Below are 24788 nucleotides of genomic sequence, written 5' to 3' on the forward strand. Positions count from 1 at the left end.
GCGACCTTGCCCTTGATGTCCCACAACGCCATGTCCACCGCGGCGATCGCGGCCATCGTCACCGGACCCCGGCGCCAGTACGAGGACCGGTACAGGAACTGCCACGTGTCCTCGATCCGGTGCGGATCCTTCCCGATCAGCAACTGCGCCACATGTTCCTTCAGGTACGCAGCGACCGCGAGCTCGCGCCCGTTCAGCGTCGCATCCCCGATCCCGGTCACCCCATCCTCCGTGGTGATCCGCAAGGTCACGAAATTCCGGGAAGGGCTGGTCACAAAGACTTCAGCAGCAATGATTTTCATGGTCTGAATGGCTCTTTCAGTCGTAGCTGGTGGGGGTTAGTTGGTGGTGGTCGTCAGCGGTTTGACGGCCGGTTCGACGTCGGAAGTTCCGCCGGCGGCGCCGTCTGACGTGCCGTCGGCGGTTTCGGTGCGGCCACCGTTGTCGCCGGCAGCGTCGGTGCCGCTTTCGCGGCGGGACCGGATGTCCGTGAGGATCTCCGCGTGCCTGGCGTCCGTGAGCTTGTACTTGGACATCACGGCTACGGCCACGATGGTCAGCACGGCCGGAATGGCGCCGGCGGCGACCTGGATTCCGAACACGGCTTCTGCGGTCTGCACGGCGCCGGACTTGTAGCCGCCCAGGGCCAGTGCGTAGGCGGCGAGTGCTCCGCCCACGGCCTGTCCGGTTTTGCGGGTGAAGGAGAAGAGCGCGTACGTGATGCCTTCGGTGCGCACGCCGGTTTTCCATTCGCCGTATTCGACGGTGTCGGCTTCCAGTGCCCACACCACGATGTTCACGGCCAGGACACCGACGAGGCTCACGACGAGGCCGGTGAATCCGATCCAGACCTGGCTGGCCGGGGCGAGGAAAACGATGATTCCGCCGACCACCGTCACCAGGGAGGAGTAGATGTACACACGCTTCTTGCCGAGGTTCCGGACCAGCCGGGGCATGAACCCGGCCAGCACGAAGGTGAGGACCAGCTGCGTGATGGACAGGACCGGGTACAGGTCCAGGCGGCCCAGGACGTCGCGCAGGTAGAACAGCTGGACCGAGGTCAGGGCGAGGTAACCCGAGAGGAAGAAGAAGGAGCTCAGGCAGAGCATCAAAAGGGGTTTGTTGCCTTTGAGCGTGTCCATGCTTTGTTTGAACGTGACGTTCGGGACGGCCCGGTGGACCCGTTCCTTGGCAGTCAGGACGGTGAAGAAGTAGAGGGCAGCGCCGATCACCACGAAGGCCAGGGTGATGGTGGTGAAGGTTGCCTGGAGGTCGGCGCCGGGCTTGATGAGCGGTGCCACGAAGATGCCGAGGGCGGAACCCACCAGCAGCGCGCCGATCATGCGGGCGGAGCCCAGCTTTGCCCGCTCGCCCGGATCCTGCGTCATGGCGCCGGCCAGGGATCCGTAGGGGATGTTGACGAGGCTGTAGGCCAGGCCGAGGGCGGCGTACGTGACGTAGGCGTAGAGGAGGGTGCCGGACTCGCCGAGCTCCGGGATGGAGAAGGTTGCCACGCTGAGCAGGAGCAGCGGGATGGACCCGAACATGATGAACGGTCGGAACTTGCCAAAGCGCTTGCTGAACGTCCGGTCCACCACCCGGCCGGCGAAGACGTCGGCGAAGGCGTCGAAGATCCTGACCGTGAGCAGCAGGGTGCCGGCGGCGGCGGCGGAGATCCCGGCCACGTCCGTGTAGTAGACGAGCAGGAACATGGTGGCGGTGGTGAAGGCGAGGTTGTTGGCGGCGTCGCCGGCGCCGTAGCCGACGATGCTTAACTTACTGAGTTTTTCGGGCTTCTTCATGTGTGGGCTCCTTTACCCGGGGCCGCCCCTGGGGCCGGCAAAAATGGTGAAAACGCTTAGGGGGTGACGCTCTTCGTGCTGCCGTTCTTGGTGCCGGCGAGCGCGGTCCAGCGCTGGCGCAGGGCGAACGCGGCGGGCTTGGGCCGGCGGTCGCGGGTGAAGACGCCCTTCTTGTTGCCGTCCACGCGCATGATGCCGTTGGAGGTCTGGAAGTCGGCGAAGTTCCAGACCTGCTCGCCCACCATGGCGTCCACGCGGTCAAAGACGCGGTGGTACATGGCCAGGAAGGCGGCCTGGTATTCCTCGCTCCAGGGCTGTTCATAGATGGAGTGGAACCCGGGCATGGTGTCCGGACCGTACTCGGTCATGATCATGGGCTTGCCGTACTTGGCTTCCCATTCCCGGAGTTCCTTCTCCAGGACGGCCTCCGCCGTTTCGAGGTCCCCGTTGTTCAGGTACCAGCCGTAGTAGCGGTTGAGCATGATGACGTCGAAGAGGTCGCCCAGCAGTTCCTTGTCCGGGGTGTCGAACATGACGTTGACGTAGCCCACGGGGCGGGTGGGGTCCAGCTCGCGGGTGAGTTCCACCAGCGGCTGGAAGTACTCGCGGGCACCTTCCTCGGAACCGTTGGGTTCGTTGGCGATGGACCAGATCACCACGGACGGGTGGTTCTTGTCCCGGGCCACGAGTTCGGAGATGGCCTGCCGGTGGTTGGCGGCGGTGTTCGCGTCCACGCCGCCGTCGACGTAGGTCTTCTTGGCGATGCCGCCGAAGACGGCGCCGAAGCCCAGGTGCAGCCCCACGGCGGCGGTTTCGTCGATCACCACGATCCCGTGGCGGTCCGCGAACTCCATGACCTCCTCGGCGTACGGGTAATGCGAGGTGCGGAAGGAGTTTGCGCCCACCCAGTCCAGGAGCTGGAAATCGTTGACCATCTGGGCGTTGCTGTGGCCCTTGCCGACCGTGACGTGGTCCTCGTGCATACCGAAGCCGGTGAAATAGAACGGCTCCCCGTTGATGAGGAATTCCTTGCCGCTGATTTCTACGGTACGGACGCCGACGGGCAGGGTGTACGTGTCCAGCAGCGCGCCGCCGTCGTGGATTTCGGCGGTCAGGCTGTACAGGTAGGCGGCGCCGGGCTTCCAGAGCACGACGTCGTCGATCACCAGCGCGCCGCTGGCGCCGTCCGCGCGGGCGACTTCGGCGCCGTCGGCGTCGTTGAGCGAGACGGTCACCGTTTCGCTGCCCGTGCCGCCCGCGGTGACGATCGTGTAGTCGACGCTGCCGGTGGTCCCGTCGAAGCCGGTGACGACGGTGATGTCATCCACGGTCACCGCGGGGGTGCTGAAGAGCCAGAGGCTGCGGTGCAGCCCGGCGTAGTTGTAGAAATCGTGCAGGTAGCTCTGCTGGCGGCGGCCATCCTCGGTGACGGTGATGCTGCCCGGGGGGATGGTGGCCTGGGTGAGTTCGTTGTTGACGGCGACAGTGAGGCGGAACGCCTGGCCGGGAGCGACGTGGTCGGTGATGTCGGCGCTGAACGGCATGTAGCCGCCGGTGTGCTGGGCGACGAGGACATCGTCCACCCACACCATTCCCTCATGCGTGGCGGAGTCGAGGCGGACGTGGATCCGCTCCCCTGCCCAGCCACGGGGCACGCGCACGTCGCGCTGGTACCAGACGTAGCCGACGTGGTCGCGGATGGCCTTGTCCGGGAAGACGTCGTTGTAGCTGGCGGGAACTCCCATTTCCAGTGTTGATTCGAGCGGCGCCGTGAACCATTCATCCCGGTGGCCGGCCCGTTCGAAGTCCACCTTGAACCGGTACAGGCCATCGAGGTTGATAATTTCACGGGTTTCGTTGGCCTGTGGCTTGAGCATTTGGGAGGTCCTATCGCGTCTTTGCGGGCAGTGCCGGGGAGGTTTTGGGGGCCGGCGGTGTGGCCGGGTTGGTTTTGCTCCTGTTGTAATCCTAATCACTTGGCAATCACATGGCAAGCGGTTGCCATAATTTTGTTGAAAGTTTCGCGAAACGCTGCTGCCCGGCTCCCCGAGACCGGGCAGCCGGGCAGCAGCGCATGCACGGAGGGCGTTACGGGGAGACAGCCCGCTCCCCGAACGTTCCGCACAGGCTTTCAATCAGTTCCAGGACCGGTCCGTCCGCGGCAAGGGCCGGATCCACCAGGGCCAGCAAGGCCCGGATCCGCTCGGCGCCGGTGAGCCGGCTGGCTGCGGCCACCTCGCCGGCCAGCGGATCGTGGAGCTCGTCCGCGGTGGTGGTGTGGTCCATCCAGGCGGCGATCATGAGGGCTGCGGCGGCGCCGGTCCTGCCCGCGGCGCGTTCGGCCCGCAGCACAGGCACGGCGCGCATGCGGAGTTTCGTGCTGCCATTCATGGCGATCTGGGCCAGGTGGTGGGCGATCCGGGCGTTGGAGAAGCGGTCCAGGAGGGCGGCGCGGTAGGCGGGGATTCCGAGTTCGCCGGCCGGGAGGTTGGCTTCAGCCTCGTCCCAGAAGCGTTCCACGGCGTCCCGGCACAGCGGATCCGCCAGGGCCTCTGCCACGGTCGTGTTCCCGCGGAGCTGTCCGGCGTAGGCCAGCAGGGAGTGGGCGCCGTTGAGGAGCCAGAGCTTGCGGTTCTCGTACGGTTCGATGTCCGCGACGAAGACGGCCCCGGCGTCTTCCCACCGGGGCCGCCCGGCGGGGAAGTCTCCGCTGAGGACCCAGTTGGAAAACGGTTCTGCCACGACCGGGGAGCTGTCGCGGTAGCCGCAGGCTGCCTGGACGGCTTCGACGTCCGCCCCGGTGGTGCGCGGGGTGATCCGGTCCACCGAAGTGCTGACGAAGCTGGTGTTCGCCTCGATCCAGGACGCAAGCCCGGCGTCCCAGGCCCCGGCCATGCCCACGACGGCATTGTGGGCCACGGTGCCGTTGTTGGACAGGTTGTCGCAACAGACGACGGCGAGTGGCCCCGCCCCGGCGTCCCGGCGTGCGGCGAGGGCCAGCACCAGCCGGCCCAGCGGCGTCGTCGGGTATCCGCTGCCGGACGCCAGCAGCGCAAGGTCGGCGGCGACGTCGGCGGCACCCGTGTCCAGGCTGCCGTCGGCGCGGAGGCGGTAGGCGGCCTCGGTGATGGTCAGCGTGATCACGGCGGTAGCCGGGGCGGCGACCAGCGCGGCGAGCCGTCCGACGTCGGCTCCGTCCACGGCTTCCACGATGCTGCTGACGGTCGCGAACGAGTCTCCCGCGTCGCCCCGCTCCACCACGGTGTACAGGCCGTCCTGCTCGGCGAGGGCCAGGGCGGCGTCCGGGCGGCGTCCGGTGAAGGCAGCGATGCCCCAGTCCGCGGCGTCGCCCGCCTGGTGGGTGTACCAGGCCTGGTGCGAGCGGTGGAAGGCGCCCAGGCCCAGGTGGACGATCCGCACCGGGGCCTTCGCGGAGGGGCGGAGGGCGCGGTTGAGCCGGGGAAGATCCGCGGCGGATTCCCGCTCGGGTTTCAGTGCGGATGTCAGTTCGATGCTCACAGTTTGAAGACCCTTCGGGGGGAGCCGTCGACGAGGTCGACGATGATTTCGTGGGCGCGGTCCTCGCTGACCCGGTGTTCGGCGACGAGGCGGGCCAGGAAGGAGGCCTCGATCCGGCGGGACGCATCGTGCCGGGCCGGAATGGAACAGAACGCCCGGGTGTCATCGATGAAGCCCGACGACCGAGAGAAACCGGCGGTCTCGGTGACGGCGGAGCGGAAGCGCAGCATGGCGTCCGGGGCGTCCAGGAACCACCACGGCGCACCGAGGTAGACGGACGGGTAGAACCCGGCGAGCGGTGCGAGTTCGCGGGAGAACACGGTCTCGTCCAGGGTGAACAGCACCAGGTGGAAGTCCTTCGCGGTGCCGAAGTCCTGCAGCACCGGGCGGATCGCCTCGGTGTAGTTGATCGCGAACGGGATGTCGTGGCCGGTGTCCGCGCCGAACTGGGCGAACGTGGGTTCATGGTGGTTGCGGTAGGACCCCGGGTGGATGGTCATGACGAGGCCGTCTTCCACGGACATCCGGGCCATCTGGTACATCATGTGGGCTTCGAAGTCGTCGCGGTCCTGCGCGGTGGCCCGGCCCGCGCGGGCGCGGTCAAACAGTTTCGCCGCGTCTCCGGTGTCGAGCTTGAGGGTTGCCGGTGTGCGGACGCCGTGGTCGGCGGAGACCGCGCCGTGGTCCACGAAGTAACGACGCCGGTTCTCCAGCGCGGTGAGGTAGCCGGCATAGCCGGTGGCGCCGTCGGCCGCTGCCGCGATGAGCCGGTCGACATTCGCGGACCAGTCGGGGTGCGCGATGTTCAGGTAAGCGTCCGGGCGGAAGGTCGGCAGGACGCGGCCATGGAACGTGGGGTCCTGGGCGATCGCCTTGTGGCTGGCCAGGCCGTCCAGGGGGTCGTCCGTGGTGGCGAGGACTTCGATGTTGAAGTCCTTGAAGAGCTGGCGGGGACGGAACCCGGGCTCGAGCAGGCGCGCCGAAATCGCGTCGTAGCTGGCATCGGCCGTCTCGGCGCTGATCTCCTCCCGAAGGCCGAAGACGCTCTCAAACTGGGTGCGGAGCCAGTATCCGGAGGCGGTGCCGTCCAGCAACGGCCAGGCCTTGCAGAACTCCTGCCAGACGGTGCGGGAGTCCGGTTCGGTTGCCTTGGAACCACGCAGCCGGTCCAGCGGAACGCCGCTGGCGTGGATCAGCCGGGTGACGTAGTGGTCCGGGCTGACCAGGAGCGCTGCCGGGTCAGGGAAGGGGGTGTTGTGCTCGATGACGGCGGCGTCAACGTGCCCGTGCGGGGAAATGATGGGGAGGTCCTCGATTCGGCCCAGGAGCTCGCGCGCAATGCTGCGCGTTCCGGGATCCGCGGGCAGGAGCCGGTCTGGGTTGGCGGCAATCGACTGTGACATAGCTCAATGGTCCGGCCTGCAACAGCACCTTGTCAACCGGTTGCCATAAATTGCCAACAGGCCTATTTGCGGTTCCCGCGCCGGAAAAGGACATCCGCACCCGGGATCCCGCGTGCGGATGTCCGGAAATGCAGCGAAAATCGGAATCGGCAGCGCTTACTTGCCGGCGGGCAGGAGCCGTCCGCTCGAGCCCCGCAGCACCAGTTCCGTTTCGACGCGCAGGGTGGCGGCGGGCTCCCCCGCGCCGTACAGGAGGTCGCCGTGCAGGAGATCGAGCAGCAGCGTGGTGGCGCCCGAGCCGCACTCCCCGAGCGGGGAGCGCACGGTGGTCAGCGGGGGTGTGGTGAAGTCGGCCCCGAAGATGTCGTCGAAGCCCACAATGCTGATCTGGTCCGGAACCACCATGCCGGCGGCCTGGAGTTCCTGCATAAGCCCGATGGCCAGAAGGTCGTTATAGGTCAGCACGGCCGTGGCGCCGCTGGCCCGGACGTCGCGCGCCACCTGACGGCCGCCGTCGACCGTGGGTTTGCTGGATTCCAGCCGCACGGCGTCCAGCCGGGACCATTCGCACGCGGCCTGCACGCCCTCCCAGCGGCGGGCGGACATCCAGGACTGCGGTGGCCCGGCCACGAAGGCAACCTTCTGGTGCCCGTTGGCGGCAAGGCTGCGGACCGCCTCGCTGATGCCCTTGTGCACGTCGGGGACGACGCACGGCACGCCGTCGACCTCGCGGTTGATGACCACCACGGGTTTGTCGCGGGCGAGGGCCCGGATGTTGTCGTCGTCCATGCGCGGGCTGGCCAGGATGAGGCCGTCCACGGTGGCCATCATCCGCCGGGCTGCGGTCAGTTCGGTGGCCGCGGATTCCGCCGATTCGGCGAGCACCAGGGTGTAGTCCCGGGCCGTGGCGGTGGTTTCCGCCCCGCGGATGATGTCAAAGAACGTGGGGTTGGTGATGTCCGCGACGATCAGGCCGAAGGTGTTGGTCCGGCCGGTGGGCAGTGCCCGGGCGAACGGGTTGACCTGGTAGTTCAGCTCGGCCGCGGCATCCTCGATGAGTTTCTGCGTCTTGGCGCTGACCCGGCCCGGCTTGCTGAGCGCACGGGAGACCGTGGACGGATTGACGCCGGCGACCTTGGCGATGTCGTAGATGGTGGCGTTGGACTTACCGTCGCGGGCGTGTTTCTTGGCCGGAGCCTTGGTGGCGTCGGCGTCCGGCGTCTTGGGTTCAGTCACCGCCCCATCCTAACGATGAAACAACCCAACCAGCTCGCAGCAGGGGCCGTTATGAGGGCCCAATACGGCCCCCGCTGCCAGTCAGGCGGGCTGGAGGGTGTCAGGAGCGTTCGGGGAACTTGCCCTCGTCGGCGATCCGATTGTTGAGCTCGGCCAGGAACACGTCCTCGTCGAAGTCCAGGCCCACTTCCTTGCCGGTCCAGCTGGAGAGGTGGATGGCGTTGGCAAGGCGGACACCGTTGATGCCGTCCGAGCCCGGGGCGAGCAGCGGGGTGCCGTCCAGGATGTTGGCGGCGAAGTTGTCCAGGACGCCGGCGTGCTGGCCGCCCCAGACGGACTCGAACTCGATGACCTCGGTGCTGTAGTACTCCTCCGGGTTCAGTTCACCCATAAAGAGCTTCCGGACGTCGTCCATGCCCATGCCGTCGCTGAGTTCCCGTTCGGGCTTTTGCAGGCGCGTCACGGTGGCGGTCTTGGAATTTTCGACGACGATCTTGCCCTGGTCGCCCAGGATCTCGAAGCGGTCCGTGCCCGTGAGGTCGTGGGTGGCCGTGACGAACACGCCCGTGGCGCCGTCGCCGTAGTCCACCACCGCCGTGACCTCGTCTTCGACGGCGATGTCCCGGCGGAAGCCGTAGGCCACCTTCGCGTACACCGACTTGGGAACACCGCAGATCCACTGCCACAGGTCCAGCTGGTGCGGGGCCTGGTTGACCAGGACCCCGCCGCCTTCACCGCCCCACGTCGCGCGCCATTCGCTGGAGTTGTAGTACCCCTGCGGCCGCCACCAGGTGGTGATGATCCAGTTGGTGCGGCGGATGCTGCCGATCTCCCCCGCGTCCACGATCTCCTTCAGCCGCTGGTACAGCGGGTTGTTGCGCTGGTTGAACATAATGGCGAAGGAGAGCTCCGGCTTGGAGGCGGCAAACTCGTTGAGCTCCTTGACCTGCTTGGTGTACACGCCGGCCGGCTTCTCGACGAGGGCGTGGATGTTGCGCTTGAGGGCTTCGATACCCATTTGCGGGTGCAGGAAGTGCGGCACGCATGTGACGACCGCGTCGACGTCGCCGCTTTCGAGCATCGTGATGTAGTCGTCGTAGAAGGGTGCGTCGGGGTACTGGGACGCCGCCAGTTCCTTCTTGGCGGGATCGACGTCGCAGATGGCCCCGATTTCCATGTTGGGGACCATTCCGTCCTGGATGAACTTGGCGTAGGCGCCGCCCTGCTGGCCCAGGCCGATGATGCCCAGGCGTACTTTCTTGCTCATGCGGTGATGCTCCCTGTCTAGAAAAGGTTCGAGTGGCCCATGGCCACGAGGTTGTCGTACGAGGTCTGCAAGGCGTCCCAGACGGTCCGGCCGTAGAGCTCGTCCTGCTCCACCAGCAGGTACTGGGCGCCGGCGGCCACGGCGGTCGGGATGATGGTGGGAAAGTCCAGGTTGCCCTCGCCCACTTCGGCGAACTGGACCACGTTCTTGAACTCGGCCATGAAGCCCACGAAGTCCCCGGCTTCCAGGAGGCCCAGGGCGGACTCCGGCAATTCGCCGATCCGGTAGTCCTTCAGGTGGACCATGGCGGTGCGGCCGGCGTACTTTTCCAGGGTGCGGACCGGGTCCAGGCCGCCGCGCTGGACCCAGTGGACGTCGATTTCCATGCCCATGGCCGGGGAGTTCCCCGCGATGATGTCCAGCATGTAGGTGCCGTCGAACTTCGCGAACTCAATGTGGTGGTTGTGGTAGTACAGGCCGAGGCCGTGCTCCTGCAGGCGCTCGGCATATTCGTTGGCCTGCTTGGCGAAATCGACAACCGCGTTGATCGACTTCATGGCCGGGAAGGGCAGCATGCCGATCCGCAGGAGCTTGGCGTCCAGGCGCTTCGCGTCGTCGACGATCTTGTCGAAATGGTCCTTGAGCGAGTCGCCGGGCATGCCCTTAGGGGTCTCCATCGCGACGGACAACGCCGCGATGTCCATGCCCAGCTCACTGCGGGAACGGTCCAGTTCCGCCACATTCGCCGTCGTCATGGGGATCTGGGAGACCTCGACGGCGTTGTAGCCGATCGCGTTGACCTTCCGGAGCGTCTCAAACGCCCCGAGGTCCTTGAAGCTGTCCCGCAGCATCATGGCTTGCACACCAATTTTGGCCATTCCGGTTCCTCCGTTCGGCCGGGTCCGCAAGGGAGCCGGCACGTCATAGCTGTCAGTCGCTGGTTGGGTTGCTGGCGGGGATCCTCAGACGAGGGCTCCCGCCTGCTCGTGCTGCTGCCGCTGGAGTTCCAGCAGCCGGTGCCTGTCGGCCCGGCGCTGTTCCTGGCGGTCCGGGTCCGGGACCGGCGAGGCCAGCAGCAGCCGCTGCGTGTAGGGGTGTTCGGGGTCCCGGGTGACGACGCCGGCCGTGCCCTGTTCGACGATCTCACCGTGGTACATCACGGCCACGCGGTGGCTGATGTGCCGGACGACGTCGAGGTCGTGGGAGACAAAGAGGTAGGACACACCGGTGTCCTTCTGGATCTGCAGGAAAAGGTCCAGCACCCGGGCCTGGGTGGACAGGTCCAGGGCGCTCACGGGTTCGTCGCAGACGATCAGTTTCGGTGACAGCGCCAGCGCACGGGCGATCGCCACCCGCTGGCGCTGACCGCCGCTGAATTCGCGCGGCAGCCGGTGGATCGCGTCGGAGGGAAGGCCCACTTGGTCCAGCAGTTCCTTCACCCGCTTCCTGGCCGCCGCGGGATCCAGGCCCTGCACGCCGAGGGGCTCGGCGAGGATGTCGCCGATTTCCAGTGCCGGGTTCAGCGACGTGTACGGGTCCTGGAAGACCACCTGCAGGTCCCGGCTCAGGGTCCGGCGGTCCTTGCGGCTGGCGTGGCTGATGTCCTTGCCGTCGAACATGATCCGGCCCGCGGTGACCGGCGCGAGCCCCAGCACGGCACGGCCCAGGGTGGTTTTGCCGGACCCGGACTCCCCCACCAGGCCGAGGGTTTCGCCGCGGCCGATGGTGATGCTGATGTCCGTCAGGGCACGGAACGGTTTGGCCCGGAAGCCTTTGCCGGGGTATTCGACCACCAGCTGGTCCACGGTGAGCAGCGGCGTGTTTTCGGTGGCGCTCATGCGACGGGCTCCTTCTGCGGGGTGGAAACGAGCATGGACATGGGTTCCTTGCCTTCAAGCATCGACGCCAGGAGGGTCCGTGTGTAGGGTTCCTGCGGGTTGCGGAGGATCTCGCGGACGGGCCCTTCCTCCACGAGCCGGCCGTTCTGCATGACGGCCACCCGGTCGCAGAGGTCCGCCACCACGCCGAAGTTGTGCGTCACCAGGATGATGCCGATGTTCAGGCGCTGCTGGAGCTCGCGGAGCAGGTCCAGCACGTCCGCCTGCACCGTGACGTCCAGGGCGGTGGTGGGTTCGTCGGCGATCACCAGGTCCGGCTCGCAGCTGATGGCGCCGGCGATCAGCACCCGCTGGGCCATGCCGCCGGAGACTTCGTGCGGGTAGGCGTTGAAGGTCCGCTCCGGGTTGACGATTCCGACGTCGGTGAGCAGCTTCAGCGCCCGCTTCCGGGCCTCGGCCTTGGAGATTCGAAGGACGCGCACCATGGGCGTCACCAGCTGGTAGCCGATGGTGAAGGCGGGATCCAGGTTGCTCATGGGCTCCTGCGGAATGTAGGAAATCCGCTTGCCGCGCAATTTGGTCAGGCGCTCCTGGCTGACGCGTTTCTCGCCCGGGGCCACCGTGTAGCCGCCGTCGAACTGGATGGAGCCGGCCACAATGCGGGCGTTGTCCGGGAGCAGGCCCAGGATGGAGAACGCGGTCTGGGACTTGCCCGAGCCGGATTCACCCACGATGCCCAGGATCTCGCCGCGGTCCACGTGGAAGGACACGTCGTCCACCACCTTCTTGACGGAGCCGTCAGCCTGGGGGTAGCCGACGCCGAGATTGGTCACCTTCACCAGGTGGTGTTCGGTGCCGGCGTCGACGGCGGCCACGGTCTTGCGCGCCGGGCGTGCGGCGGCGGGGGCCGGCGTCGTGCCTTCCGTCGAAGCGGCCGCGCGCTTCTTGCGGTGCTTGATCTTTTCGCCGTCTTCCAGGGCATCGCGGATGGCGTTGCCCAGCAGGACGAGGGCGCCGATGGTGAGGGCCATCGCAAATGCGGGCCAGAAGAGCAGCGTTGGCGTGAGGTAGACGTTCTTGAATCCTTCGCTGAGCATCACCCCCCAGGTTGCCTTCGCGGGGTCGCCCAGGCCAAGGAATTCGAGCCCGGACTGGATGGCGATGGCCACACCGGCGATCGCGGCAGTCTGGATGATGATGGGGGCGCGGACCACGGAGAAGATGTGCCGCGTGATGATCCTCAGGTCGGAGAGGCCGGACACGCGGGCGGCATCCACGTAGAGCTCGTTGCGGACCGATTGCACCGCCGAGCGCGTCAGGCGGAAGTAGGAGGGGCTGATCAGGACGCCGAAGGCGATCATGGCGATCCACACCGACGGGCCGAAGGCCGCCCGGATGGTCAGCAGCACGATCAGGCCGGGGAGGCTCATCAGGATGCTGACAATCCAGTTGGACACCGCCTCGAACTTGCCGGCGTAGTAGCCGGCCACCAGGCCCGCCGGCAGGCCGATCGCGATCGCGACGGCGGCGCACAGCAGTGCGGAGAGGAGCGTCAGTTGCGCCCCGTACAGCAGCCGGCTCCAGACGTCGCGCCCGGAGCTGTCCGTGCCCAGGATGTTCACGGAGTCGGGCCCGGCGAGGGTCTTGGAGATGTTGGCGAAGTTCTCGTCGAACGGGGCCAGCACATCGGCGAACACGGCCATGAGTGCCAGCACCAGCAGGATCCCCATGGCAACGATCCCGAGCGGGTTTTTGAAAAGACGCAACAGGGCCGTGGAGCGGACCACGGTTCCGGTCTGGCCCGTCGTTGCGGGCAGTGGCGTCAGGGCTGAGGTTTCGACGGACTCGGTCACGAGGCACGCACCTTCGGGTTGAGCCAGCCGTTGAGCAGGTCAACAATCAGGTTGACCAAAATGACAACGGCGACGGTGTACATAACAACGCCCATGACAACCGGCTGGTCGCTCTGGCTGGTGGCGGCGACAGCCAGCGGCCCCATGCCGGGGAGGGCAAAGATCTGCTCGATGATGACCACGCCGCCGAGCATGCCGATGAGCTGCAGGCTGAGCACGGTGAGCCCCGCCGGGGCGGCGCTGCGCAGGACATGCCTGAACAGGACCTCGCGCTCATTGATGCCGCGGCTGCGAAGGGTGCGGACGTAGTCGCGTTCGAGCTGCTTGATGACGGCACTGCGGATCTGCTGCGCGCCGCCGGTGACTCCGTTGATCAGCAGGGCGACCACCGGAAGTGTCAGGGACAGCACCCAGGCAGAGGCCGGTTCGCCCGGGGAAATGGTGCTGGTGGCGGGGAAGAGGCCCATCTGGATGGCCAGCACGGTGACCAGGATGATGCCGATCACGAATCCGGGAACGGAGTCGCCGATGATGGCGCCGATCTGGACCACCCTGTCCACCCAGCCACGCTTCACTGCCGCGGCGACGCCCAGGAGTGTCGCGATAATGGCGATCAGGATCATGGCCGCGGCCACCATGGTCATGGTGACCGGAATGCGCGTTGCGAGCGCGTCGGCCACGGGTTCGGAGGTGAACCACGATGCTCCAAGGTCCCCCTGCAGGGCGCCCGTGAGCCAGCTGACGTAGCGCGTGAAGATGGGCTGGTCGAGGCCCAACTCGGCTTCCTTCACGGCCAGCTGCTCCGGCGTGGCCTGGTCGCCCAGGATGTTCCGTGCAATGCTGCCGCTCGATACGTAAAGCAGGGAAAAGACGAGGATCGAGACGGCGAACAGGACGATAAGTCCGCTGCCGAGGCGTTTGAGGATGAAGGTGATCATTGCTGGCTCCATTGCACTGTCATGGTCTGACTGCCGGGTCCGGCAGCCCGTCGCTTGTGGTGGCGGGCTGCCGGACCTGCGCCGGTTTTGTGGCTGCTAACCCGCAGCTACGACGCCGGCGAGTAGTTGTAGATCGACGGGACGGCCTGCTGGATCTGCGGGGTGACGTTGATCTTGGCGTTGTGGTAGTACATCTGGTTCACACGGAACAGGGGTGCGAACCACGCCTGGTCCACCACGTACTTGTTGACTTCCTGGGCCAGTTTGGCCGCGTCCTTGCCGCCGTTCTGGACGGCATCGATCTTGGCCTGCAGTTCAGGGGCGGTGTTCTTGAAGGGGTTGTACAGCGCCTTCGTCGAGACGATCTGGTTGATGGCCACCCACGGTTCTCCCTGGAAGAGCGAGAAGTACATGGTGGTGAACTTCTGCGCCGCGATGTCGGTGGTGTACGTGTTGGTGATCGCCGCGCCCACTTCGAGGGTGACTCCGACGTCGGCCAGCTGCTGCTTGATTACTGCCAGCTGCGTTTCAAAGCCGGGGACGCTCGGGACTTGGAGAACCAGTCCGGTCTCGTAGCCTGCTTCTTTCAACAGGGCCTTGGCCTTGGCCGGATCGTACGGGTACTTGTTCTCGAGCCCTTCAACCCAGGCGCCACTGGCCTTGCCGAATGGCTGGGAGGTGGGGGTGCCCTGACCCAGCAGGACCTGGTCCAGGATGGTCTTGCGGTCAAAGGCGTAGTTGATGGCCTGGCGGACGCGGACGTCCTTCAGACCCGGGTTCTTTGTGCCGTCCCGGTCGAACAGGGTCAGGCCCTGCCAGTCCACCTCGTTGGTGACGAGCTTCATCTTGGCACCCTCGGCCTGCTTGCCGGTCTTCGGGTCCAGCAGCGTGGCGTCCACCTGTCCCGAGACCAGGGCATTGGTCCTGGCGGTCGCGTCAACGAGGATCTTGAAGGTGACTTTCTCGAACTTCTGGTTGTCTTTGTTCCAGTAGTCCTTGCGGGCCGTGAACACAGACTGTGAGTCCTTGACCGTGGCGGCTTTGTCCATGACGTACGGGCCGCTGCCCACGGGCTCGGTCTTGATGCCTTCGGTGCCCAGGGCCTTCGGGCTGCCCATGAGGCCGGCGGCCTGGCTGAGGTAGAACTCCAGTGAGGGATCAGGCGCTGTCAGGTTGAGCTCAATGGTGTCGGCATCGACTACCTTGACGTCTGAGACGGCGGTGAGCTGGGCCATCTGCGGGCCGTTGGCCTTCTTGAAGTGATCCAGGTTCGCTTTGGCCGCTTCGGCGTCGAACGTGGCGCCGTCACTGAAGGTCACGCCCTTGCGGAGGTCAACGGTGAGCACGGTGTTCGTCTCGTTGTAATTCCACGCGGTGGCCAGCATGGGGCTGAGCTTGCCGTCCGGTTCCCGCAGGAGCAGGGAATCGTAGGCCGCCTGGTACGGCTGCAGGAAGTGGCCGACGTGCGCCTGGGCAGGGTCCCACGAGCGGATTTCCTGAACAGCACCCAGGGTCAGCGTGGTTGTCTTCGGACCGGCAGGGTTGTTCCCGGTGGCGGCGCCTGACGCGCCACCGCCGCAGGCCGTCAGCGCCAGGGACGCGCTGAGGATGAGGGCAGCTGCTGCTGCTTTGGGACCTAACTTCATTGTTGGCTCCTATGAGTCGTGAAACTGTGGGCGGGTTTCCCCGTTCAAGCGGTGTGGCGTGGGCCACACCGCTCTCGTGAGAATCACAGTACGCAGAGTTGCCTTACTTGGCAACCGATTGTCATAAATCCTCGAAAATGTCTTTTGACCCGGAAAGTACGGCTGGAAAACAGGGAGAGTTTCGGCCCCAGATTGCGGCAATCGATTGTTTGAACGCACGCAATTGGGCCTGCCCGAAGTGCACGCCGCAGGGCACGCCGGACTGGCACGCCGGAAGACGCCCCGCGGGCCCGCCCCGGCAGGCCTCAGCTGACGGCGTCGAGAGATTCCGGATAGCTCTGCCGGTAGATTTCCTTGACGATGCGCAGCGACTTTTCGGCCTCCGCCGGGCTGATCCAGAACGGCTCCGCATCGTGCAGCCGGCCATAGAAGTCAGCGATCAGCAGTTCATGCGAGACACCCCAGTAGGACCGGCCGCCGGAGCCGCTCCTGCGCTCCGGAATGACATCCACGCGCCCGTCCGCATGGGCGATGGTCAGGTCGCCGCGCAGGCTCAGCACGGCCTTTTCGGTGACAACCTCGAGTGTTACCGGCGCGTTGGTGGCGTTGGCCAGGGTGGCATAGAACGCGCTCCGGGCGCCGTTGGCATGTTCGGCGACGAATTCGGTGGTGTCTTCCACCTCGATGGCGCCGCCCAGGAAACGCGTGGAGGCGTTGCCGTTGACCGCGACGACGTCGCCCACCAGCCATTGGAGCAGGTCCACGGTGTGGATGGCCTGGTTCATCATCAGCCCGCCCCCGCCGCCGGCCCAGGTCCCCCGCCACGGCCGGTCCTGATAGTACTCGGCGGAGCGCTGCCACATGACCGTTGCCGACGCCCCCGCCACCTCCCCCAGCTCGCCGGAGGACAGCAGTGCGGCCAGGGCCTGGGAGGTCGCGTTGTACCGGTTCTGGAAGCACACGGCGATTTTCGCCGTGCCCGCCGATGCGGCTTCAACGAGCCGGCGGCCCTCCGCCAGGGTGTGGGCGAGCGGCTTCTCCACGATGACGTTAATGCCCCGCGCCAGGCAGTCGGCGGCCACGGAGGCGTGCTGGTCGTGCGGGGTGCAGATATGCACCACGTCCGGCCGGACCGCCTCAATGAGGCTCAGGTGGTCGGCAAAGCCGGGGACGCAGCGGGCGGCTACCGCGGCAGCCAGCCGCTGCGGATCCGAATCGCAGACCGCCACCAGGGTGGCGCCGTCGAGCTTTGCCACCGCCTCGAAGTGCACGGCGGAAACGTCGCCGCAGCCGATGACCGCCGCCGTCGTCGTGCTCACGAGAGTTCAACCCCGTTTTTCGCGGCGAGCGCGGCGAAGGCGCGGGCCGCGCTGCCGAAGGCGACGGGGCCCGAGAACCCGCCGAGTTCGTGGGCGCTGGCCAGGTGCGGCTCCAGGGAGGCGAAGCCGGTGAAGCCGTCTGCCGTGAGGGCGGCGATGGTGGCGTCGAGTTCGCCGTCGCCCTCGCCGGCGGGAACCACTTCGCCCGTGGCGGCCACGGCGTCCTTGACCTGGAAGTACTCAAGGTAGGGGCGCAGCATGGCGTAGCCGTCGGTGTAGGGCTTGACGCCCACCTGGACGAAGTTGGCGTTGTCCCAGGCGATGCGCAGGGCCGGGGAATCCACGGTCTCCATGATGTCCAGGACGCGCTCGGGGGTGTCGCCGAAGATGCCTTTTTCGTTTTCGTGCAGGAGCACGACGCCGGCTTCGGCGGCGAGCGCCACCAGCGCGCCCATGCGGGCCATGACGTCCCCGCGGATGTCGTCAGCGCCCTGGTTGTTCGCCCGGTAGAACGAGAAGATGCGGATGTATTTTGTCTCCAGTCCCTTCGCCACGGAGATGATCTGGCGGAGGCGTTCCAGCTCGTGTTCCACCGGCAGGCTCACGTCCACCTTGCCGATGGGGCTGGCCACGGCCGAGACTTTGAGGCCCTTCTCATCGAGGATTTCCTTGAGCCGGGCAACTTGGGCCGGTTCGAGTTCGGAGACATTCGTGCCCCAGGCGCTGCGGACCTCGATGTGGCTGGCGCCCAGGGCCAGCAGGACCGCGGCCTGCACCGCGGGATCCGGGTCTATCTCGTCGCCGAAGCCTGAGAGTGTCCAGACTGCGGTTGGTGTTTTGCTCACGCGGATCTCCTGGGTTTCGCGGCCGCCGGGCCGGGCAGCCCGGTTTTGGCTCCAGCGCGGTGACGCAGTTCACAAACAGTGTCGTCGCCAGTTTAGCGACAGTCGCACCACCATGACAACCGATTGCCAAACTTTGACAAGGTGTGGCATTCTTGGCGGAGCGGGCCTGTGGCGACAGTCACAGACCGGCCCATCCGACCCGGCCGCCATGGCCCCGCCACCACGTTCAGAGAGGAGCGCCGTGGCTACGACGCAACCACCAGCAGTTGATCGACCGGCCACCATCCATGACATCGCAGCACTGTGCGGCGTGGCGGCCTCCACTGTTTCCCGGGCGCTCTCGACGCCGGACCGCGTCAACATCCGCACGCGCCAGCGGATCGAGGCGGCCGCCGCCCAGCTGCACTACATCCCCAACAGTCAGGCCAAGGCGCTGAGTTCCGGCCGCACAGGCGCAGTGGGGGTCCTGGTGCCGGACATTACCAACCCGTTCTACTTCGACCTCATCCGGGGAACCCAGCTCCAGCTCAAGGCAGCCGGCTACACGCAGCTGCTGGTGGACACCGAGGAATCCGACGAGGTGGAAGCCAGCACCCTGGACCAGCTGCGAAAGAGTGCGGACGGCATCATCGTGGCGGCGTCCCGGCTCAGCGACGAGGCCCTGCTGGCCGCGGCGGCAAAGATGCCCCTGGTCACCATCAACCGAGACGTTCCCGGTGTCCCCGCCGTCATCATCGACACCCCGTCTGCCACCAGCCAGGCGCTGGACCACCTCGTCTCGCTGGGCCATACCCGGATCGCCTACATCGCCGGGCCCCTGACGTCCCAGTCCAGCGAACGGCGGTGGACTGCATTGTCCGCTGCAGCCGAGGAGCGCGGTGTGGAAGTGCGCCGGCTGGGGCCGTTCGCGCCAAAAACCCAGTCCGGCGCCGCAGCCGCGGACGCCGCCGTGCACAGTGGGGTGACAGCCTGCATCGCGTTCAACGACCTCATCGCCATCGGCATGCTCCAGCGCCTGCGGGAACGAGGCATCCGGGTTCCCGAGGACATGAGCATTGTGGGCTGCGACGACATTTTCGGCGCCGACTTCTGCAATCCGCCGCTGTCCACCATGGCCTCCCCGATCGAGCAGGCAGGCCGCGTGGCGGTCTCTATGCTGCTGGCCCGGCTGAACCCCCTCGCCGGCGGCGGCGCCCGCAGCCGGTCCGTAATGCCTACCCATCTCACCGTCCGGGGCTCCACCGGCCCGGCGCGGCAGGAGCGCTAGGCCGCACGCCCACCCGGCGCGGATGGGCCGGGCGTCCCCAGCTGGTCCGGTTTTCGCGGCGTTTCCCGGCGCGCGCTGCGCATCCGGCCCTGCGCGACGGATATCCGCGTAGCGAGGGTCCGAAAGCGTAGCGACGGTCCTCTCCCGTAGCGCCATTCCCGCGCCCAGGCCGCACGTCCGCCAGCCGGCCTGGCAGCAACAGGTTGAGCGTTGTTGACAGCGCTGACTAGGCTGGATCACATGCGCGAACTCCAGGCCAGGATCATTGAAGAAATGGGCGTCCAGCCCCGGATCGACCCCGCCGGGGAGGTGCGCAAGCGCGTCACGTTCCTGAAGGAATACCTCAAGGCCACGCACACCAGGGGCTTCGTCCTGGGCATCTCCGGCGGACTGGATTCCTCGCTCGCGGGCCGGCTTGCCCAGCTGGCCGTCGAGGAGCTTGCGGCCGAAGGTGTGGACGCAAACTTCGTCGCCGTCCGCTTGCCCTACGGCGTACAGCGCGACGAGGACGACGCCCAGGCCGCCCTGGACTTCATCCAGGCCAAGACCGAGTGGACTTTCAACATCTCCGCAGCAGTGGACGGGTTCGAGGACGAATTCGAGAAGACCGTGGGCAACGGGATCTCCGACTTCCACAAGGGCAATACCAAGGCCCGCACCCGCATGATCGCGCAGTACGCCCTCGCCGGCGAGCACAACTACCTGGTTATCGGAACGGACCACGGGGCGGAATCGGTCACGGGCTTCTTCACCAAGTACGGCGACGGCGGCGCGGACATTCTGCCGCTGTTCGGGCTCAACAAGCGTCAGAACCGGGCCCTGCTCGCGGAGCTCGGCGCCCCGGCCCGCGTCTGGGAGAAGGTTCCGACGGCGGACCTCCTCGACGGCCAGCCCGGCCGCACGGACGAGGACGAACTGGGGCTGACGTACGACCAGATCGACGACTACCTCGAGGGCCGCGAGGTCCCGGACGCCGTGGCCGAATCTATCGAGCAAAAGTATCTCCGGACCCGCCACAAGCGCACGGTCCCGGTCACCATCTTTGATACCTGGTGGAAGTAGGCAGCAACCTACGCTCTGGGGGCACTTCGAGCCCCCAACGGACTGTTTAGCGGCCATTGCCCGGCGCGTCCGTGTCGATGTGCCCCCGGTACGGCCGACGGTGAACCACGACGCCGGGACTCACCTCGCCGGTAGCTCCCGCCCCGGCCCGGGTACCCGCCCGGGGGCCGCCTACCGACCCTGCAGCAGCGTGGAGATCCGGTGTGCCTCATCCATGAGCAGGCGGCCCAGCATCTCCTGCCGTTCACCCTTGAAGCGCGGCTCGATCCCGGTCAGGGACAGCGCCCAGGCGGGGCGGCCGCGCTGGTCGAAGACTGCGGCGCCCATCCCCCAGCTGCCTTCCAGCACGAGCCCGGGATTCACCGAATAGCCGGCCCGCCGTGTCGCTTCCAGGTTCGCGCGGACCAGGTCCTCCGTGTGCGCCGCCGCGAAATCGCCGGCGTGCGCGGCCCAGCCGGCCAGCAGCTCCTCCTGCTCCGCGTCGGGCAGGAACGCCATGATGGCGGTGCCGGCGGACGCCACCCCGAGCGGGAAGCGGACTCCCTCGTGCAGCACGAAGGACCGCACCGGAAAGCTCCCCTCCTCTCGGAGCAGGCACACGGTCTCGGCGCCGCGCCGGATGGAGAAGAACGCGCTTTCGCCGGTCTCCTCGGCGAGCCGGCGGAGGCTCGGCCGGGCGATATCCTCCAGCGGGAAACGCGCCGAGGCCACGGAACCCATCAGGAGGATCTCCGGCCCCAGCACCCAGTTGCCGCTCTGCGGCTCCTGGTCCAGCAGCCCCTCGGCGGCCAACGAGGTGAGCAGCCGGTGCACGGTGGGGCGTGTGAGCCCGGATTCCCGGACGAGTTCCACAAGCGGGGAGCCTTCCGGTTTCCGTCCGACAATGCGCAGCAAGGACGCGACGCGGCTGACGACCTGAGCGCCCTGGACCGGTGAAGGATTCATCTTTTTCCTCGGAAGTTTGCGTTGAACTGCCTTAATCATCCATATTGTGGACAGTCGGAAGTCTACCGTCCACACTGTAAAAACCGCACTCCAAAAGCTAAAACCAGCCGTTGACAGCCTGCTTTTCGGCCCCGTAGGCTCCAACAGCAGAACAACAGTCCACTAAGTGGATTGCGCCAAGAGCTCAATGAGGAGATGCGATGTCAAAGGTGAAATCCGGCGCGGCCGCCGCGCTGCAGGACGTACTGCGGGACGGCATGACGCTCGCCGTCGGAGGTTTTGGCCTCAGCGGCATCCCCGCCGACCTGATCGAGGCTGTGCGGGATTCCGGCGTCAAGGACCTCACCGTGGTGTCCAACAACATGGGCGTGGACGGAAAGGGCCTCGGCGTGCTGATTGAGGCCGGCCAGGTCCGCAAGGTCATCGCCTCCTACGTGGGCGAGAACAAGCTCTTCGCCGAGCAGTACCTCGCCGGCAATCTGGAGGTCGAGTTCACGCCGCAGGGCACCCTGGCCGAGCGCCTCCGCGCCGGCGGCGCCGGCATCCCGGCGTTCTACACCAAGACGGGCGTCGGCACCCTCGTCGCCGAAGGCAAGCCGCTCGCGGAGTTCGACGGCGAGACCTATGTCCAGGAACGCGCCATCAAGGCCGATGTCGCCCTGGTGCACGCCCACACCGCCGACACCGACGGCAACCTGATTTACCGCTACACCGCGCAGAACTTCAACCCGGTGGTCGCCACGGCGGGCGCCGTCACCGTCGCGGAGGCCGAGGTGATCGTGGAACCGGGCCAGCTCGACCCCAACCACATCGTCACCCCCGGCGTCTTCGTCCAGCGCCTCGTCCAGGCCAGCGGCCGGGTCAAGGACATCGAACAGCGGACGGTCCGTCCCCGCAGCGAAGCCGCCGACGCCGCGGCCGCCGTCGGCGTCTAATCAGGCCTAAGCGCCGCCCCTACTTTCTTTAGGAGAATCATCATGGCCTGGACCCGGAATGAAATGGCTGCCATCGCGGCCGAAGAACTCAACGACGGCGACTACGTCAATCTCGGCATCGGCATCCCCACGCTGGTCGCCAACAACCTGCGCGACGGCGTCCGCGTCGTCCTGCAGAGCGAGAACGGCCTGCTCGGCATGGGCCCGTTCCCCTACGAGGGCGACGAGGACGCGGACCTGATCAACGCGGGCAAGCAGACCGTCACGGTCCTGCCAGGCGGCAGCATCTTCGACTCCGCGACATCCTTCGGCATGATCCGCGGCGGCCACGTCAAGGTCGCGATCCTCGGCGCCATGCAGGTCTCCGGCGCCGGCGACCTCGCCAACTGGACTATCCCCGGCAAGATGGTCAAGGGCATGGGCGGCGCCATGGACCTCGTCGCCGGCACTCCGCGCGTCGTGGTCCTGACGGAGCACAACGCCAAGGACGGCACCGCCAAGATCGTCAAGGAATGCACCCTGCCGCTCACCGGCCTGAGCTGCGTCGACCGGATCATCAGCGACCTGGCGGTCTTCGACCTGGACAAGGTCGACGGCGTCCGGCGCCTCACGCTGACCAGGCTCGCCCCGGGCGTCACGGTGGAGGAGATCCGCGAAAAGACCGAGGCCGCGTTCGACGTCGCCCCCTCCCTCGACGAAAGCGCCACCTTCGAAGGAGCCACGGCATGAGCCTTAAAGACCAGTTCGGCAAGGATGTCCTGCTGACCGGCTGGGGCCACAGCCGCTTCGGCAAGCTCACCGACGAGACCCTCGAATCCCTCATCGTCCAGGTCGCCACCGAGGCGATCGGCAACGCCGGGATCGAGCCGGGCCAGATCGACGAAATCTACCTCGGCCAGTTCAACTCCGGCATGATGCCGCTGGCGTTCCCGTCCTCGCTGGCACTGCAGGTCTCCGAGCAGTTGGCCAACGTTCCGGCCACCCGGGTCGAGAATGCCTGCGCTTCCGGCTCGGCCGCTTTCCAGCAGGGCACCAAGTCCCTGCTGGCCGGCACGGCGAAGACCGTCCTCGTGATCGGCGCCGAAAAGATGACGCACGCCGGCGCCGACGTCGTGGGCGCGGCCCTGCTCGGCGCGGACTACGACATGGCCGGCAAGGCCTCCAGCACCGGGTTCACCGGCCTCTTTGCCGAGGTGGCCAAGCACTACGAAAAGCGCTACGGCGCTGGCGCAGGGGACCTCTCGGACGTCCTGGGCACCATCGCGGCCAAGAACCACCGCAACGGCGTCGACAACCCCTACGCCCAGCTCCGCAAGGACCTCGGCGAGGAGTTCTGCCGGACCGTTTCGGACAAGAACCCGATGGTCGCCGACCCGTTGCGCCGCACCGACTGCTCGCCAGTGTCCGACGGCGCCGCCGCCGTCGTGCTGTCCCTCGCCCCCACCGGCGGGGCCACCGCCCCGGTGCGGCTCGCCGGCTTCGGCCAGGCGAACGACTTCTTCCCGACCGACCGCCGGGATCCCACTGCGTTCAACGCCACCCGGGCCTCCTGGCAGCGCGCGCTGGGGATGGCCGGCGTCGGCCTGGAGGAGTTGGACTTCGCAGAGGTGCACGACTGCTTCACCATCGCCGAGCTGCTGATGTACGAGGCGATGGGCCTGACCGAACCGGGCCAGGGATCGCGCGCAATCGAGGAAGGTTGGGTCTTCAAAGACGGCAAGCTTCCTATCAACGTCTCGGGCGGGCTCAAGGCCAAGGGCCACCCCGTTGGCGCGACCGGCGTCTCGCAGCACGTCATCGCCGCGATGCAGCTCACCGGCACCGCCGGCGACATGCAGCTGCCCGCCGCCCGGCGCGCCGCGGTACAGAACATGGGCGGCGTCGGCATCGCCAATTACGTCAGCGTACTCGAAGCCGTCTAAGGGCAAAGAGCCGCGGTTCCTCCCCACCTTTGGCGCACTCCACCGGCGTGTTCCGGCCTGCAGACCGGCCCCAGGGCCGCAAAGGTGGGGAGGTTCTGCACCGTCACCGCGGCTGGTCGCGCTCGCGGATCAGCTTCGCGATGGCGCCGAAGCCCAGCCGTTCCGCGTTTTCCAGGGCGGTTCTCCCCTGCGGGTCCCGAATATCGGGGTCGGCACCGGCCGCCAGCAGCTGCCGGACCACCTCCTGCTGCCTGGGACCCCCGTCATTGAGCAGGATGGCTTCCTGCAGGGCTGTCCAGCCCAGATTGTTGACGTGGTTGACGGGAACGCCGGCGGCCAGGAGGATCCGCACGGTGTCCACATGCCCGTGTTCACTCGCGGGAATCAGGGCCGTGCCGCCGAAGCGGTTCGTGCTGGCGACGTCGGCCCCGTTCGCGAGGGTCAGCTGCAGGACCTCGTTGAATCCCTCGGCCCCCGCGTAGAGGAAGGCCGAATCCTGGATGGCATCCTTGGCGTTGACGTTGCCGCCGGCCTGGATCAGCCGCGTCACCGCGGCAACATCGTTCGCCTTGGCCGCCCGGACCAGTTGCTGGCCAAGCTCGGCCTGCGCTGCCGGAGCCAGCGCCGACGGGGTCACAGGCGGCGGGGTCACAGGCGGCGGGGTTACAGCTGGCGGGGCAGCGGCTGTTCCTGTTGCAGCCGGGGGCGATGCAGCCGAATCCGATGCCTGGACCGGCGGTGGAGGCGTCTCCCGCCGCGATTCTTTAGCCGACACGACGCAGCCGGCGAGCGCAACTGCCAGCACACCGGCCAGGCACACGCCGGCGGCCTTGGCCAGCCTCCGCCGCGGACCGCCCGGTGCCCCAAGCCCGTGTTGCGTCCTGAGCCTCCCCATAGACCAGAGCCTACTTTGCCGCGCCCTACCCTGCGTTGCCGGCAATAGCTTTGGCGCCGGAGGGGTTGCGCTGAAACAGCCCGGTTTTCCGCCCGG

At 67.0% G+C, this 24788-nt stretch carries 20 protein-coding genes and 1 pseudogene; 5 read left to right on the forward strand and 16 right to left on the reverse strand.

The genetic code is table 11. The annotated features are described in order from the left end of the window. The 14 genes and pseudogenes from AC1DF4_RS03865 to AC1DF4_RS03930 all read right to left on the reverse strand — a co-directional run. Positions 1-302: pseudogene (locus AC1DF4_RS03865) on the reverse strand (bifunctional D-altronate/D-mannonate dehydratase); the annotation flags it as partial. 36 nt (positions 303-338) lie between these two features. Continuing rightward, positions 339-1802 carry a glucuronide transporter gene (gene uidB, locus AC1DF4_RS03870; protein WP_476911637.1) on the reverse strand — a complete coding sequence of 488 codons (1464 nt, stop codon included), beginning with the start codon at positions 1800-1802 and terminating at the stop codon, positions 339-341. 56 nt (positions 1803-1858) lie between these two features. Beyond that, a complete protein-coding gene (uidA, locus tag AC1DF4_RS03875; protein ID WP_476911638.1) occupies positions 1859-3679 on the reverse strand; it encodes a beta-glucuronidase in 1821 nt (606 codons plus the stop codon). A gap of 211 nt (positions 3680-3890) precedes the next feature. Further along, a complete protein-coding gene (locus AC1DF4_RS03880; protein ID WP_476911639.1) occupies positions 3891-5321 on the reverse strand; it encodes a mannitol dehydrogenase family protein in 1431 nt (476 codons plus the stop codon). Beyond that, a complete protein-coding gene (gene uxaC / locus AC1DF4_RS03885) occupies positions 5318-6724 on the reverse strand; it encodes a glucuronate isomerase (RefSeq protein WP_476911640.1) in 1407 nt (468 codons plus the stop codon). The genes AC1DF4_RS03880 and uxaC overlap by 4 nt, the downstream gene beginning before the upstream one ends. Positions 6725-6880: 156 nt before the next feature. Further along, the gene (locus AC1DF4_RS03890; protein ID WP_476911641.1) at positions 6881-7960 is read right to left on the reverse strand and encodes a LacI family DNA-binding transcriptional regulator; all 1080 of its coding nucleotides are present in this window, start codon (positions 7958-7960) and stop codon (positions 6881-6883) included. Between the two features lie 100 nt (positions 7961-8060). Next, entirely contained in the window at positions 8061-9227 is a 1167-nt protein-coding gene (locus tag AC1DF4_RS03895; RefSeq protein ID WP_476911642.1) for a Gfo/Idh/MocA family protein, read from the reverse strand. Positions 9228-9244: 17 nt separating this feature from the next. After that, positions 9245-10105 (reverse strand): sugar phosphate isomerase/epimerase family protein, encoded by an 861-nt coding sequence (locus AC1DF4_RS03900; protein ID WP_476911643.1) that lies wholly within the window; start codon positions 10103-10105, stop codon positions 9245-9247. A gap of 84 nt (positions 10106-10189) precedes the next feature. Beyond that, positions 10190-11065, reverse strand: a complete 876-nt coding sequence (locus tag AC1DF4_RS03905; protein WP_476911644.1) for an ATP-binding cassette domain-containing protein — start codon at positions 11063-11065, stop codon at positions 10190-10192. Further along, on the reverse strand, positions 11062-12918 hold the full coding sequence (locus AC1DF4_RS03910; RefSeq protein ID WP_476911645.1) for a dipeptide/oligopeptide/nickel ABC transporter permease/ATP-binding protein: 1857 nt from the start codon (positions 12916-12918) through the stop codon (positions 11062-11064). The genes AC1DF4_RS03905 and AC1DF4_RS03910 overlap by 4 nt, the downstream gene beginning before the upstream one ends. Next, positions 12915-13856, reverse strand: coding sequence for an ABC transporter permease (locus tag AC1DF4_RS03915; protein ID WP_476911646.1), 942 nt, complete (start codon positions 13854-13856; stop codon positions 12915-12917). Before AC1DF4_RS03915 ends, AC1DF4_RS03910 begins: the two co-directional genes overlap by 4 nt. Positions 13857-13963: 107 nt before the next feature. After that, a complete protein-coding gene (locus AC1DF4_RS03920) occupies positions 13964-15502 on the reverse strand; it encodes an ABC transporter substrate-binding protein (RefSeq protein ID WP_476911647.1) in 1539 nt (512 codons plus the stop codon). Between the two features lie 305 nt (positions 15503-15807). After that, positions 15808-16821, reverse strand: a complete 1014-nt coding sequence (locus tag AC1DF4_RS03925) for a Gfo/Idh/MocA family protein (protein WP_476911648.1) — start codon at positions 16819-16821, stop codon at positions 15808-15810. Further along, positions 16818-17666, reverse strand: coding sequence for a sugar phosphate isomerase/epimerase family protein (locus AC1DF4_RS03930; RefSeq protein WP_476911649.1), 849 nt, complete (start codon positions 17664-17666; stop codon positions 16818-16820). Before AC1DF4_RS03930 ends, AC1DF4_RS03925 begins: the two co-directional genes overlap by 4 nt. Positions 17667-17874: 208 nt before the next feature. Between AC1DF4_RS03930 and AC1DF4_RS03935 the strand changes: the two genes are divergently transcribed. Then, a complete protein-coding gene (locus AC1DF4_RS03935) occupies positions 17875-18933 on the forward strand; it encodes a LacI family DNA-binding transcriptional regulator (RefSeq protein ID WP_476911650.1) in 1059 nt (352 codons plus the stop codon). Between the two features lie 240 nt (positions 18934-19173). Further along, positions 19174-19995, forward strand: coding sequence for an ammonia-dependent NAD(+) synthetase (nadE, locus tag AC1DF4_RS03940; RefSeq protein ID WP_476911651.1), 822 nt, complete (start codon positions 19174-19176; stop codon positions 19993-19995). 171 nt (positions 19996-20166) lie between these two features. Here the strand turns inward: nadE and AC1DF4_RS03945 are convergent, their stop codons facing one another. Further along, entirely contained in the window at positions 20167-20940 is a 774-nt protein-coding gene (locus tag AC1DF4_RS03945; protein WP_476911652.1) for an IclR family transcriptional regulator, read from the reverse strand. Between the two features lie 200 nt (positions 20941-21140). Between AC1DF4_RS03945 and AC1DF4_RS03950 the strand changes: the two genes are divergently transcribed. Genes AC1DF4_RS03950 through AC1DF4_RS03960 form a run of 3 tightly spaced genes read left to right on the forward strand, consistent with a single transcriptional unit; the run spans position 21141 to position 23797 of the window. After that, positions 21141-21875 carry a CoA transferase subunit A gene (locus tag AC1DF4_RS03950; protein ID WP_441405038.1) on the forward strand — a complete coding sequence of 245 codons (735 nt, stop codon included), beginning with the start codon at positions 21141-21143 and terminating at the stop codon, positions 21873-21875. 42 nt (positions 21876-21917) lie between these two features. Further along, positions 21918-22604, forward strand: a complete 687-nt coding sequence (locus tag AC1DF4_RS03955) for a CoA transferase subunit B (protein ID WP_441405039.1) — start codon at positions 21918-21920, stop codon at positions 22602-22604. Then, positions 22601-23797, forward strand: coding sequence for an acetyl-CoA acetyltransferase (locus AC1DF4_RS03960; protein WP_476911653.1), 1197 nt, complete (start codon positions 22601-22603; stop codon positions 23795-23797). The genes AC1DF4_RS03955 and AC1DF4_RS03960 overlap by 4 nt, the downstream gene beginning before the upstream one ends. Before the next feature lie 103 nt (positions 23798-23900). Here the strand turns inward: AC1DF4_RS03960 and AC1DF4_RS03965 are convergent, their stop codons facing one another. Beyond that, the gene (locus AC1DF4_RS03965; RefSeq protein ID WP_476911654.1) at positions 23901-24692 is read right to left on the reverse strand and encodes an ankyrin repeat domain-containing protein; all 792 of its coding nucleotides are present in this window, start codon (positions 24690-24692) and stop codon (positions 23901-23903) included. Between the last annotated feature and the right edge of the window lie 96 nt (positions 24693-24788).

It is taken from the genome of Arthrobacter sp. 05N429, from assembly GCF_056397045.1.

Bases quoted from the DNA above. Each gene is read 5' to 3' on its own strand.
- AC1DF4_RS03915 (WP_476911646.1), bottom strand. From the start codon at position 13,856: ATGATCACCTTCATCCTCAAACGCCTCGGCAGCGGACTTATCGTCCTG.
- AC1DF4_RS03920 (WP_476911647.1), bottom strand. From the start codon at position 15,502: ATGAAGTTAGGTCCCAAAGCAGCAGCAGCTGCCCTCATCCTCAGCGCG.
- AC1DF4_RS03900 (WP_476911643.1), bottom strand. From the start codon at position 10,105: ATGGCCAAAATTGGTGTGCAAGCCATGATGCTGCGGGACAGCTTCAAG.
- AC1DF4_RS03895 (WP_476911642.1), bottom strand. From the start codon at position 9,227: ATGAGCAAGAAAGTACGCCTGGGCATCATCGGCCTGGGCCAGCAGGGC.
- AC1DF4_RS03935 (WP_476911650.1), top strand. From the start codon at position 17,875: ATGGCCCCGCCACCACGTTCAGAGAGGAGCGCCGTGGCTACGACGCAA.
- AC1DF4_RS03955 (WP_441405039.1), top strand. From the start codon at position 21,918: ATGGCCTGGACCCGGAATGAAATGGCTGCCATCGCGGCCGAAGAACTC.
- nadE (WP_476911651.1), top strand. From the start codon at position 19,174: ATGCGCGAACTCCAGGCCAGGATCATTGAAGAAATGGGCGTCCAGCCC.
- AC1DF4_RS03960 (WP_476911653.1), top strand. From the start codon at position 22,601: ATGAGCCTTAAAGACCAGTTCGGCAAGGATGTCCTGCTGACCGGCTGG.
- uxaC (WP_476911640.1), bottom strand. From the start codon at position 6,724: ATGTCACAGTCGATTGCCGCCAACCCAGACCGGCTCCTGCCCGCGGAT.
- AC1DF4_RS03950 (WP_441405038.1), top strand. From the start codon at position 21,141: ATGTCAAAGGTGAAATCCGGCGCGGCCGCCGCGCTGCAGGACGTACTG.
- uidB (WP_476911637.1), bottom strand. From the start codon at position 1,802: ATGAAGAAGCCCGAAAAACTCAGTAAGTTAAGCATCGTCGGCTACGGC.
- AC1DF4_RS03965 (WP_476911654.1), bottom strand. From the start codon at position 24,692: ATGGGGAGGCTCAGGACGCAACACGGGCTTGGGGCACCGGGCGGTCCG.
- uidA (WP_476911638.1), bottom strand. From the start codon at position 3,679: ATGCTCAAGCCACAGGCCAACGAAACCCGTGAAATTATCAACCTCGAT.
- AC1DF4_RS03945 (WP_476911652.1), bottom strand. From the start codon at position 20,940: ATGAATCCTTCACCGGTCCAGGGCGCTCAGGTCGTCAGCCGCGTCGCG.
- AC1DF4_RS03905 (WP_476911644.1), bottom strand. From the start codon at position 11,065: ATGAGCGCCACCGAAAACACGCCGCTGCTCACCGTGGACCAGCTGGTG.